The sequence below is a fragment of the Tropicibacter oceani genome, assembly GCF_029958925.1.
Lineage (GTDB): Bacteria > Pseudomonadota > Alphaproteobacteria > Rhodobacterales > Rhodobacteraceae > Pacificoceanicola > Pacificoceanicola oceani.
The window spans coordinates 2,921,023-2,932,860 of the sequence record NZ_CP124616.1; the positions used below are offsets into that span (position 1 = coordinate 2,921,023).

8 protein-coding genes and 1 pseudogene are annotated in these 11,838 nt (G+C 64.5%); 2 read left to right on the forward strand and 7 right to left on the reverse strand.

Features of this window, described 5'->3' with window-relative positions:
• Window positions 1-162: 162 nt before the first annotated feature.
• Entirely contained in the window at window positions 163-1,191 is a 1,029-nt protein-coding gene (gene argC, locus QF118_RS14030) for an N-acetyl-gamma-glutamyl-phosphate reductase (RefSeq protein WP_282299671.1), read from the reverse strand.
• Between the two features lie 210 nt (window positions 1,192-1,401).
• On the opposite strand from argC, the gene QF118_RS14035 reads away from it, so the two are divergent.
• Window positions 1,402-2,178 carry a DUF3592 domain-containing protein gene (locus tag QF118_RS14035; RefSeq protein WP_282299672.1) on the forward strand — a complete coding sequence of 259 codons (777 nt, stop codon included), beginning with the start codon at window positions 1,402-1,404 and terminating at the stop codon, window positions 2,176-2,178.
• Here QF118_RS14035 and QF118_RS14040 read toward each other — a convergent pair.
• From QF118_RS14040 to QF118_RS14050, 3 genes are all read right to left on the reverse strand, one after another.
• Window positions 2,165-2,977: a glutamate racemase gene (locus QF118_RS14040; RefSeq protein ID WP_282299673.1), complete on the reverse strand. Its 813-nt coding sequence runs from the start codon at window positions 2,975-2,977 to the stop codon at window positions 2,165-2,167. The genes QF118_RS14035 and QF118_RS14040 overlap by 14 nt on opposite strands.
• 31 nt (window positions 2,978-3,008) lie before the next feature.
• On the reverse strand, window positions 3,009-3,914 hold the full coding sequence (locus tag QF118_RS14045; protein WP_282299674.1) for a lysophospholipid acyltransferase family protein: 906 nt from the start codon (window positions 3,912-3,914) through the stop codon (window positions 3,009-3,011).
• Window positions 3,915-4,097: 183 nt separating this feature from the next.
• Complete coding sequence (locus QF118_RS14050; RefSeq protein ID WP_282299675.1) at window positions 4,098-7,514, reverse strand: indolepyruvate ferredoxin oxidoreductase family protein; 3,417 nt, start codon at window positions 7,512-7,514, stop codon at window positions 4,098-4,100.
• A 165-nt stretch (window positions 7,515-7,679) separates the two neighbouring features.
• Here QF118_RS14050 and QF118_RS14055 point away from each other — a divergent pair, with 165 nt between their 5' ends.
• Window positions 7,680-8,585, forward strand: coding sequence for a LysR family transcriptional regulator (locus QF118_RS14055; RefSeq protein WP_282302482.1), 906 nt, complete (start codon window positions 7,680-7,682; stop codon window positions 8,583-8,585).
• A gap of 186 nt (window positions 8,586-8,771) precedes the next feature.
• On the opposite strand, the gene QF118_RS14060 is transcribed toward QF118_RS14055, so the two are convergent.
• From QF118_RS14060 to QF118_RS14070, 3 genes and pseudogenes are all read right to left on the reverse strand, one after another.
• Complete coding sequence (locus QF118_RS14060) at window positions 8,772-9,521, reverse strand: maleate cis-trans isomerase family protein (protein WP_282299676.1); 750 nt, start codon at window positions 9,519-9,521, stop codon at window positions 8,772-8,774.
• Window positions 9,518-10,662: pseudogene (locus QF118_RS14065) on the reverse strand (M24 family metallopeptidase). Before QF118_RS14065 ends, QF118_RS14060 begins: the two are co-directional and overlap by 4 nt.
• Window positions 10,659-11,702: a pyridoxal-phosphate dependent enzyme gene (locus QF118_RS14070; RefSeq protein ID WP_282299677.1), complete on the reverse strand. Its 1,044-nt coding sequence runs from the start codon at window positions 11,700-11,702 to the stop codon at window positions 10,659-10,661. Before QF118_RS14070 ends, QF118_RS14065 begins: the two are co-directional and overlap by 4 nt.
• Window positions 11,703-11,838: the final 136 nt, after the last annotated feature.

An 11,838-nucleotide genomic window follows, 5' to 3' on the forward strand; every position in this document is an offset into this window, starting at 1 on the left:
ACGAAACGAAGCCCCCGGCGCGATTTGCCGCGCCCATGCTTCCAATTGCCAAAAATATCCCGGGTGGGGTTTGGGGAGGGCAGCGCCCTCCCCATGGCCTGCGTGGCCCGAACGCAATCAAGGCAAGCGCGCCGCAAGGCGCACCGCCAGGTCACTGCCCGATCAGGGGAAACAGGGCGCCAGCATCAGACCGGCGGTCTCGTCCTCGCCCAGCATCAGGTTGGCGTTCTGCACCGCCTGCCCGGAACTGCCCTTGGTCAGGTTGTCCAGCGCCGCCACCACGATGCAGCGCCCCGCAATCCGGTCCGCCGTCACGCCGATATGGCAAAAGTTCGACCCGCGCACATGGTGCGTGCTGGGTGTCTCGCCCATCGGCAGAACCTCGATAAAGGGTTCATCGGCATAGGCCGCCTGCAGCGTCGCCAGCACCTGCGCCGCATCCCCGGACAGGTAGGCCGTGGCCAGGATCCCGCGGTTGAACGGCCCCAGGTGCGGCGTGAACTGGATCTTCACCTCGCGGCCCGCGATGGCGCTGAATTCCTGGTCGAACTCGCCCAGATGGCGGTGCGTGCCCCCGACCGAATAGGCATTGGTGCCCTCGGACAGCTCCGCATGCAGCAGGTTTTCCTTCAACGACCGGCCAGCCCCCGACACCCCGCATTGCAGGTCCAGGATGATCTGATCCAGGTCGATCACCCCGGCGGCAATCAGCGGGCGCAGGATGAACTGCCCGGTTGCCGCGTTGCAGCCCGTACCAGCCACCAGACGCGCCGCCGCGATTTCCTTGCGGTAGAACTCGGTCAGGCCATAGACGGCCTCTTTCTGCATCTCGATGGCGGCGTGCTTGTTGCCGTACCACTTTTCATAGGCCGCCGGATCGCGCAGCCGGAAATCCGCCGACAGATCGACGATCTTCACGGTTTTGGGCAGCTGGGAAATCACCTCCTGGCTGGTCTTGTGCGGCAACGCGCAAAAGCACAGGTCGATCTGGTCGAAATCGATCTGTTCCCAGGTCACCATATCCGGCAGATCAAGGTGCCGCAGGTGCGGGAACACCTGCGCCATGCTTTGCCCGGCCTTGGAATTGGCGGCCAGGGCCTTGATTTCAAAAGACGGGTGCGTGGCGATGATGCGGACAAGTTCGGCGCCGGTATAGCCGGACGCGCCGATGATGGCGATGGAATGGGGCATGGGGGAACCTGACGTTTGGGGCGCACGATCGGCGCCAGGGACAAGAAGAAAACGCAGCGGAGCATGGCGCACCGCAGGCAGGCGATTTATCGTCGCAGGGAAAGAAGGGGCATACCGTTCATCTGTTTTCTCCTGCCTTCAGCTATATCGGCGCAGCGCGGGGGGATCAATGCTCTTGATCGGCGGCGCGGCCCGCCGCATCATTGCGCCATGGCCAAGGTGACCCTGGACAGACCCGTTCCCATTCACAAGCTGTACCTGCGCATGGGCGGCTGGTTTTCCCTTGCCTTCCTGGGCAGCCTGCTGGTGCTGACCCTGGTCAGCCACTTTGCCCTGGGGCTGGCGATCCGCTTTGAAACCGAAGGCCGCCAGACCACCGCCAGGATCATGGACAAGTATTACACCGAAAGCACCGACAGCGATGGCGACCGCGAGGTGACCCATTACCTTGTGCTCGACTACATGACCAACAGCGGCGCGCAGATGGAAATCAGCCGCTCGGTCAGCCTGTCGGTCTACAACCGCGCGCGGGTGCATGACACCATGCCGATCTGGTATCTCGACTCTGAACCCGACCGCACCGAACTGACCCAAGGCGCGAACCGCAGCGCCGCGACGGTGACGCAGATCATCGCGCTGGTGTTTGGCACGCTGATGCTGGGCGGGCTGTGGTATTCCGGCAGCCGCGCCATCGCCGCCGTCCGCGCCCGGCGTTTTGGCGCCGAGGAAACCGCCGAAGTCACAGAAATCGCCGCGACCTCGGTCACCATCAACAACCGACGCATGTACCGCCTGAAATGGCGCGAGGCCAGCGGCCGCACCGGCCAAAGCCTGATGTACCGCGCAAGCGCGCTGGCCGGCTTTGGTCCCGGCAGCCAGATCACCGTCTACCAGGGGATCAAGCGCGCCTGGTGGCAGGGCGACACCGGCCCGCGCGCACCAGAGCAGCCGCTGCCGGACCGGCGCGACGATCCTATGCTGAAGTGAACGCGATCTTGCGCTTGAGGAACTGCGTCGCATTGCGCGACACCTTGGCCGGATCCCCGGTGGTCAGGAACACGCTGTCGGTGCCGCTGCCCAGCATTCCCGGATGGCGGCGCAGGTAATCCTCGAGCGAGGCGGCCACCAGGTTGGCCTGGCTGTAGACCGTCACATCGGGCCCCAGCGCATCCTGGAAAATCTCCTGCATCAGCGGGTAATGGGTACAGCCCAGGATCGCCGCCTCGGGGGTGGGCATCTTGCGCATCAGCGCATCGACGTGCGAGCGCACCAGCGCCTCGGCCAGGATCATGTCGCCCTCTTCGATGGCATCGACCAGACCGCCGCAGGCCTGCGCCTCGACATCGACGCCGATGGCGCGAAAGGCCAGCTCGCGCTGAAAGGCGCGGCTGCGCACGGTGGCTGGCGTCGCGAACAGGGCCACGTGTTTCACGGCAACCTCGCGCGGCGGGGAATTGTCGCCCCACTGGCGTTCGGTCAGCGCCTCGATCAGCGGCACAAAGACCCCCAGCACGCGCTTGTCCTTGGGGATCCAGCTTTCCTGCATCCGGCGCAGGGCGGCCGCGCTGGCGGTGTTGCATGCCAGGATCACCAGGTCACAGCCTTCGTCCCACAGCCGCTGGGTGGCGGCGCAGGTCAGGTTGTAGACGTCATCGGCATCGCGCACGCCGTAGGGCGCGTGCTTGCTGTCGGCGAAATAGGCAAAGGGAACGTCAGGCAGGCGCTGGGTCAGCGCCTCCAGTACGGTCAGCCCGCCAAGGCCGGAATCAAAAACGCCAACTGCCATGTCATGTACTCCTGCTGCGCGCCCTGGCGCCTCAATAGATCCGTTTGGGCGGCTCATCGCCGCTCTTGTGTTTTGTTTCGAACTCGAACCCGTAGTCATAGGATGGCAAGGGGATCGGCGACAGATCATATGTCGCCTTGCGCAGGAAATCCATAAGCGCGCGCGCATCCCCGGCCCGTGCGGCGATCTGCGCAGGGTCGATCGGCTGGCCGACCGACACCCGCACGGGCGTATCCACCCGCTTGCGGAATTCCTTGATCAGCAGGCCCATGCGAAGGGTCGTGTGCAGATGGCTGGCCAGCTGGAACAGCCGCGAGGTATGGCCGTCGAAATAGATCGGCACCACCTGCGCCCCGGATTTGGCGATCATCTTGGCCGTAAAGGTGCGCCAGCCCGGGTCCATGGGGCGTGCAAAGGGCGTGACCCCGGTGGCCACGGTGCCGCCCGGGAAAATCCCGATGCAGCCGCCCTGCCCCAGATACTCCAGTGCGGTCTTGCGGGTTTCCAGGTTCAGTTTCAGCGCCTCTTTGCTGCCGTCGAAATCCACCGGCAGGATCACCTTGTTCAGATCCTCGGCCTTGCGGAACACCGAATTGGCCAGAATGCGGAAATCGCCGCGCACCACCGACAGGATATGACCCATCATCAGCCCGTCAAGAATGCCGTAAGGATGGTTGGCGATGACAATCAGCGGGCCGTCCTTGGGGATATCGTCCAGATGCCCCTGCACCACCTCAAGGCCAAGCCCATAGCGTTCCACCATGACCTGCCAGAAATCCCGCCCAAGGGCGACCTCGTGCTCGTAGCCCTTGGCGCGCTTGATCAGGCCCAGCCGCCCGGTGGCGTTTTCCATCAGGCGGATCATCGCCTTGCCCCCCCGCGTGGTGGCAGAGTAGCTGTAAGAGATGTCTCGGGCGACCTGTTTGCGGGGCGGCATGGCTGGAATCCTCAGGACCGGATGCGCGGGGCTTTACCCGAATGCATCCAAGGACACCAGATTGCACGCGGTCTGTCAAAAATTGATGACTGCCGGTGCAGTGCCCCCTGCCCCCGGCGCGCCACGGGCCCCGTTGCCCGGATGACCGCGCGGCCCCGGATCAAGTCCGGGGCCTGCCTGCGATCATTCCGCCGCCTGCTTCAGCGGTGCGGGGCCTGCGCGCAGGGCGGCCAGCAATTCCTCGCGCCGTTTTGCGGCCTTTTCCTCGGCCTTTTGCTTGACCGGACCAAAGCCCTTGATCTGCAAGGGCAGTTCCGCCAGCGCCACCAGCGCGTCCATGTTGGCGCTGCCCGCCTTGGGCAGCCACGCGGCCATGTCCGCCTCGTATTGCTTGATCAGGGCGCGTTCCATCCGGCGTTCATCCGTACGGCCAAAGGGATCGAACGGCGTGCCGCGCAGGCGTTTCATCCGCGCCAGCAGTTTGAAACCGCGCAGCATCCCCGCGCCGTATTCCTTTTTCAAGGGCCGCCCGTCCGGGCCGGTTTTCGACAGCATCGGCGGGGCCAGGTGATAGCTCACCTCGAAATCGCCCTCGAACTGCTGTTTCGCCTTGTCCACCGTTTCCAAGTGCAGGCGCGCGACCTCGTATTCGTCCTTGTAGGCCAGCAGTTTGTGATAGCCCTTGGCCACCGCTTCGCGCAGGCGCGGATCGCTCACACCGTCGACCAGCTTGCGATAGCGTTTGGCCAGCCGCTTGCCCTGGTATTTCACCAGATGATCGGCGCGAAAGGCGATCTTGTCCTCAAGCGTTTTGGGCAGTTGCACCACGCTGGGGGCGATCAGTTTTGCCGCCTCATCGGGATGCACCATGGCCCAGCGGCCGATTTCAAAGGCGCGCAGGTTCTTGTCGACCGCCGCACCGTTCAGCTGCACCGCGTTGCGGATCGCCTCGTGTGTCAGCGGCACCAGCCCGTTTTGCCACGCGGCGCCAAGGATCATCATGTTCGAGAAAATCGAATCCCCCAGCAGCGCCTTGGCCAGTTCCGAGGCATCGAACAACGCCAGCCGATCCTGCAACCGCGCCTGCAAAGCCACCTCCAACCGGTCGATGGGCAGGGCAAATTCGGTGTTGCGGGTAAAGTCGCCGGTGATGATCTCATGGCTGTTGACCACCGCGCCGGTGCGTCCCGTGGTCATCAGGCCCAGCGTCTTGGCCCCGGCTGACACCACCAGATCGCCGCCGATCAAGGTATCGGCCTCGCCCGTTGCGACGCGCACCGCGCTGATGTCGCCCGGCTTTTCCGCCAGCCGCAGGTGGATATGCACCGCGCCGCCCTTTTGCGCCAGCCCGGCCATTTCCATCATCGCAGCGCCCTTGCCGTCGATCTGCGCCGCCTGCGCCAACACCGCGCCAATGGTCACAACCCCGGTGCCGCCAACCCCGGTGACCACGATGTTGTGCGTGCCCTTGATTGCGGGCAGCTTTGGCAACGGCAGGTCCGGCAGGTCAAGCGAGGCGGTCTGCGCCTTTTTCACCTGCGCGCCCTTCAGCGTCACGAAAGACGGGCAGAATCCCTTGAGGCAGGAAAAATCCTTGTTGCAACTGGATTGGTCGATGGCCCGCTTGCGGCCCAATTCGGTTTCCACCGGCACGATGGACACGCAGTTCGACTGCACGCCGCAATCGCCGCAGCCTTCGCAGACATCGGTGTTGATGAACACCCGGCGATCGGGATCGGGGAACTTGCCGCGCTTGCGACGGCGCCGTTTTTCCGCCGCGCAGGTCTGGATATACAACAGGACCGAGACGCCCTCATACTCCGCCAGCGCCTTTTGAACCCGGTCCAGTTCGGCCCGCTCATGCAACTCGGCCCCGGCGGGGAAACTTTTGAGGTCGACGTCCTCTTTTTCGTCATAGACCACGGCCAGTTTCTTGACGCCCATGGCGGTGACTTCGGCCGCGATGCGCTGCGGCGTCAGCCCGCCTTCGTTCGGCTGGCCGCCGGTCATGGCGACCGCGTCGTTATACAGGATCTTGTAGGTGATGCGCGTGTTGTCCAACAGCGCCGCGCGGATCGCCTGCACGCCCGAATGGTTGTAGGTGCCGTCGCCAAGGTTCTGGAACACATGACCGCGCTTGGAAAACGGTGCCTCGCCGATCCAGTTCGCGCCCTCGCCGCCCATATGGGTAAAGCCGGTGGTTTCGCGGTCCATCCACTGCGCCATATAGTGACAGCCGATGCCGGCATAGGCGCGGCTGCCCTCGGGCACCTTGGTCGAGGAGTTGTGCGGACAGCCAGAGCAGAAATAGGGAATGCGCGCGGCGATTTCCTGCGCGTTGTCGGCCTTGGTTGCCTCTTCGATGGTGCGCAGCCCGGCCTTGATGCCATCAGTGCCGCGGCCCTCTTCGATCAGGATTTCGCCCAGCTTGCGGGCGATCCATGTCGGGTCCAGCGCGCCGCGGGTCGGGAACAGTTCTTCGCGGTGCAGCGCGCCCGCGCCGCCCTTGTACCATCCATAGACACGCCGATGCGCATCCTCGAACAGCGCTTCCTTGACCTGCACCTCGATCAGCTTGCGCTTTTCCTCGACGATGACGATCAGATCCAGCCCCTCGGCCCAATCGTGAAAGCCTTTCATGTCCAGCGGGAACACCTGCCCGATCTTGTAGGTGGTGATGCCCAGCCTTTCGGCCTCGGCCTCGTCGATGCCCAGCAGGGACATGGCGTGCAGCAGGTCCAGCCAGTTCTTGCCGGCCGAGACAAAACCGATCTTGGCCCCCGGCTTGCCCCAGACGCGTTTGTCCATCTTGTTGGCATGGGAAAACGCCTCGGCGGCAAAGCGTTTGTAATCGATCATCCGCGATTCCTGCGCGTGCGGCGTGTCGATCAGGCGGATGTTCAGGCCCCCTTCGGGCATGTCAAAGGCGGGCGATGTCAGCTGCACCCGGTCCGGGCGGCCATCGACCACCGCCGTCGCCTCGACCGTGTCCTTCATGGTTTTCAACCCGACCCAAACCCCGGCAAAGCGGCTAAGCGCCCAGGCATAGATGCCGTAATCCAGGATCTCCTGCACCCCCGCCGGGGAGACGACGGGCATATAAGCATCGACAAGCGCCCATTCCGATTGGTGCAGCACGGTCGAGGACTCACCGGTGTGATCGTCGCCCATGGCCATGATCACCCCGCCATGCGGCGAGGTCCCGGCCATGTTGGCATGGCGCATCACATCGCCCGACCGGTCCACGCCCGGCCCCTTGCCGTACCACAGGCCAAAGACGCCGTCGAACTTGCCTTCGCCGCGCAACTCGGCCTGCTGGCTGCCCCAAAGCGCGGTGGCGGCAAGGTCTTCGTTCAGCCCCTCGCGGAACAGAATGTCGTTTTGCGTCAACAGCTTTTCGGCGCGGGTCATCTGCAGATCAACCGCACCCAGCGGCGATCCGCGATAGCCGGTCACATAGCCCGCGGTGTTCAGCCCGGCCTGCGCATCGCGCGCCTTTTGCATCAGCATCAGCCGGACAAGCGCCTGGGTGCCATTCAACAGGACCTGATCCTTGGACAGATCGAAACGGTCATTCAGGGATATGTCTTGCGTGGTCATCGGCGCCTCCCAACGCTGAATAAGACGGCAGTCTACAGCAAATATAGGTCATAAAAGCTGACCTGAACAGGGAATTTTTTGTGTTTTTCACCGGTTACATTAAGGTGGCATTTAACTATGCATTCGTTTCAACAACCCACCGCGCAACAGAAAGATGTGACCAAAATGGACTGGGACAAGCTACGAATCTTTCACGCCGTGGCGGATGCCGGCAGTCTGACCCATGCTGGCGACTCGCTTCACCTGTCGCAGTCGGCGGTTTCGCGGCAGATCCGATCGCTCGAGGAATCGCTGAACACCACGCTGTTCCACCGCCATGCGCGCGGCCTGATTCTGACCGAACAGGGCGAATTGCTGTTCGATGCCACGCAGGCCATGCTCAAACGCATCGACGCCGCCACCGCCCGCATCCGCGACAGCGAAGAAGAGGTGTTCGGCGAGCTCAAGGTCACCACCACCTATGGCTTTGGCGCGCTTTGGCTGGCGCCGCGCCTGACCAAGCTGTACGAAAAGTTCCCCGATCTGAACATCGACCTGATGCTGGAAGAACGGGTTCTTGACCTGCCCATGCGCGAGGCCGACGTGGCCATCCGCATGAAGGAACCCAGCCAGGCGGACCTTGTGCGCAAGCGCCTGATGACGATCAAGATGCGCCTCTACGCCTCTCCCGAGTATCTGGCGGCGCATGGCACGCCCGAACGCGCCGAGGACCTGAGCAATCACAGGTTGATCTGTCAGAACATCCGGTCGGCGCAGGTCAGTTCCGGGATGCAGCTGGTGCAAGAGCTGATGACCTATGACATCCACTCGACGCTGACGGTAAACAACTACTTTGGGGTGTTGCAGGCGGTGCTGTCAAACCTGGGCATCGGCGTTCTGCCCGATTATATCATCGAGGATTTCCCGCATGTTGTGCGGGTCCTGCCGGAAATCGAATCCACCGAGGTGCCGGTGTTTCTGGCCTACCCCGAAGAATTGCGCCAATCCAAGCGCGTCGCCGCCTTTCGCGACTTTGTCCAAGAGGAAATCATGGCACACCGCCGGTCCCGCAGGGCTATGGGGGCTGACTGAACTCATCCTCAGGTGGTGTGGCCTGCAAAACACGCATACCGGAATTGCTGCACCTGCGACATGTTTTGCCTTGATTGAATCATTTTCGATGCAATATTTGGCACATGGACGGTGCAGCGCTGTTTGGCGCAGCATCTTCATACCTCCCTGTTGGACTACGGCCGAGCTTTCAGCTCGGCCTTTTTTTTAGCCCAACATCAGGCGGCCAGCCCCTCGAATCGCATCGGCGATCCCGGCCTGACGCAGCATGTTCCAGGCCAGCACCTGGTTGCTGGACAGCACCGGCAGGCCGGTTTCCTGCTCCAGTCGGTCGATCACATCCAGCGTGCGCAGGTTCGTGCAGGACAAGAACAGCGCCTGCGCCCCGCCATTTTGTGCCAGCGCCCGCCCTGCCGCCAGGATCGACGCCCCGTCGATGCGCGCGACGCGGGTTTCCTCGGCCTCGTTGAAGGTGCCAAAAACCGGCGTTGCGATCCCGGCCCCGCCCAGCGCCCGGCGCAGCCCTTCGGACACCTCTTCGACATAGGGCGACAGCAATGCCAGCCGGGTCACGCCCAGCGCCCCGCAGGCCGCGATCAGCGCCGACAGCGGTTCGGTGACGGTGCGCGTGGCGCAGCCCTGCCGGATCAGGTCCGCCACCCGCGCCGCGCCAATCACCGAGGTCCCCGAGGTACAGCCATAGCCCACGGCATCGAACCCGATGGGACGCGGCAGGCGAGTTGCGGCCTCGGGCATCCGCGCCTCCATCTGCGCAAGGGTTTCGGTGGTCACCTCGGGCGCGGAGTGGATGCGCGAGACGAACAGCGACACGCCCTGTGACGGGATCAGGCGGCGAAAGTCGTGTTCGATCGTCTCGTCCGATTGCAGCACGATCAGGCCCAGCGCGGCGCGTTCACCCAAGGCGGGGCCAAGGGTAAAGTCAAAGACCTGCGTCATGCCAGCACCGGCAGATCAGGCGCGGCAGGCGGCGACAGCTGGTCGACCCCGTCCTCGGTGATGGCAAAGACGTCTTCGTGGACCATGATACCGCCGCCCTCAAGCCCGATCCCGGGTTCCAGCGTGATCACCATGCCCGGTTGCAGCACCGTATGGTCCCCGGCGATCAGCGACAGCCCTTCGGTCAGTTGCATTCCCAGCCCGTGGCCCAGCCGCCCAGCGTCCCCGCCGCCGACAACCGCGTGCATGGCGTGGAACAGATCGGCGGCCGTGGCGCCGGGGCGCGCGATGCTGCGCGCGGCCTCGCGCGCCTCTTGCAGCCTGTGCCAGGCGTCTTGCGCGCGCGGATCGGCACGGCCCAGTGCCCAGTTGCGGTCAAAGTCCGAAAAATAGCCGTCAAAGACCAGCCCGGTGTCCAGCATCAGCACATCCCCCGCCTGCAAGGGCACGTCCGAGGCCGGCGAGATCACATCGTCATAGCCCAGCGCCCCCGCGCCCCCGCGCCCCCGGCCAGATAGGGCACCCAATCAGCGCCTTCCGCAAGGCACAGGCCCTGAAAGTCGCGAAACACCTGCGCCAGAGGCACCCCCGGCGCGGCGATCTCGCCCACCCGGTCAAAGGCGCGTCCGGCGATCTGGCAGGCGGTGCGGATCTTGTCGATCTCGGCGGATGACTTCACCGCGCGCAAGCCCGCCATCAGCCCGGTGTCATCGACGATGGCCAGGGTGCCCAATTGCGCCTCGAGCAGGGTGAAATCGCGCAGGGGCATCCGCAGCACGCTTTCGCGCCCCATGGGCATCCCCACCATCCCGGCGCCTGCGACCTCGCGCAGCGTATCGGCCAACAGGCTGATGCCATCGTCGTCAGGATCGGGCGCGGACCATGTGCGGATATCGGTGATCCATGTCCTGGCCATCAACGCAGCCCCGATCGAGGGGATCACCGCAATCGGTTTGCCGCTATCAGGGACCACAAGGAACCAGGGCCGCGTCGGGCTTTCCCAGAACCGCGTCAGGAAACCGGTGAAATACCGCATCTCGGCCTCGGTGGTCAGCAACAGCGCCGCCAGACCGCGTTTCGCCATGCCCGCCTGCGCACGCGTGACCCGGGCCTGATATTCGGCCCGATCAAAGCCCCTCATGCATCCGGCCCTTCGCTGAGGATCGCCAGCACCCGCGACGACGGGCCAAGGCCCAGCGCCCCGGGGTCCGCCAGCGCCGCCGCAAGGCCCGCGCCGCCCGATGGCGATGTCTCCAACCCCTCGGCGTGCAGGATGGGCATCGCCGCCTCGGCCTCGGCTTCGGTGATCAGGGCAAAGGCGCTGGCATCGCGCGACAGCCCCTTGAGCGCGATCAGCGACGGCGCCTTGCAGTCCAGCCGCCCCATGATCGACACAGGCCCCCGGGTTTCCACCGCCTGCCCCGCGCCGATGCTGGCATGCAGGGCGGGCGCGGCATCTGGTTCAACCACGATGATCCGCGGCCCTTCGCCATATCGTGCACGAAACAGCGCCGCGCAGGCCCCGGCCAGACCGCCGACACCGGCCTGCAACAGGATATGGGTCGGCTCTTCGATCTGATCGAGGCATTCAGCCGCCATTTGCAGATACCCTTCCATCAGGCGATGCGGCAGCGCGGTATATCCCTCCCACGAGGAATCGCTCAGCAGCGTCCAGCCGTTCCGCTCGGCGGCCTCAAAGGCGGCTTGCATCGACTCCTCATAGTCATGGCCCGCGCGCACAACCTCGGCCCCCTTGGCGCGCAGCCTTGCGGCAAAGCCTTCGGGCACCGTGTCGGACAGGTAAACCACCGCCCGCGCACCAAAGACCGGCGCCCCAGCCGCCACCGACAACCCGTGGTTCCCGGCGCTGGCCGTCACATAGCAGCGCCCCGACAGTGCCGTCGCAAAATCGCCGCCCGCCTGCACCGCCTCGTGCGCGATCACATAGGCCGCGCCCAGCGCCTTGAAGCTGCCCAGCCCCATGCGCCCGCGTTCATCCTTGACCCGGACCTGCGCCACCCCCAGCCGCCTGGCCAGGCCTTGCGCGTCGATCATCGGGGTCACCCCATGTTCAGGGCATTGCCGCAACAGCGATGCGGGGGCCTTGTGATCAATGCTGGGCGCGGGAATGCCGGGCATTGTCAGCCCCTGTCCCGCATACGGGTTGTCGATGATCTGCATGGGGTCCCCTTTTGGCCTTGGGCAACTCAACCCGCTTTGCACGGGGCGGTCAATCCCGCGCGCCCTGCCCGCGTCACAACAGCAGGCCACATTTCTTGACTGCACCCTTCCCCCCCTGCCTTCCTTGTCGTAAAGA

Coding starts and splice junctions, on each gene's coding strand:
- QF118_RS14070 (WP_282299677.1), bottom strand. CDS start 11,702: ATGCAGATCATCGACAACCCGTATGCGGGACAGGGGCTGACAATGCCC.
- QF118_RS14040 (WP_282299673.1), bottom strand. CDS start 2,977: ATGGCAGTTGGCGTTTTTGATTCCGGCCTTGGCGGGCTGACCGTACTG.
- QF118_RS14035 (WP_282299672.1), top strand. CDS start 1,402: ATGGCCAAGGTGACCCTGGACAGACCCGTTCCCATTCACAAGCTGTAC.
- argC (WP_282299671.1), bottom strand. CDS start 1,191: ATGCCCCATTCCATCGCCATCATCGGCGCGTCCGGCTATACCGGCGCC.
- QF118_RS14055 (WP_282302482.1), top strand. CDS start 7,680: ATGGACTGGGACAAGCTACGAATCTTTCACGCCGTGGCGGATGCCGGC.
- QF118_RS14060 (WP_282299676.1), bottom strand. CDS start 9,521: ATGACGCAGGTCTTTGACTTTACCCTTGGCCCCGCCTTGGGTGAACGC.
- QF118_RS14045 (WP_282299674.1), bottom strand. CDS start 3,914: ATGCCGCCCCGCAAACAGGTCGCCCGAGACATCTCTTACAGCTACTCT.
- QF118_RS14050 (WP_282299675.1), bottom strand. CDS start 7,514: ATGACCACGCAAGACATATCCCTGAATGACCGTTTCGATCTGTCCAAG.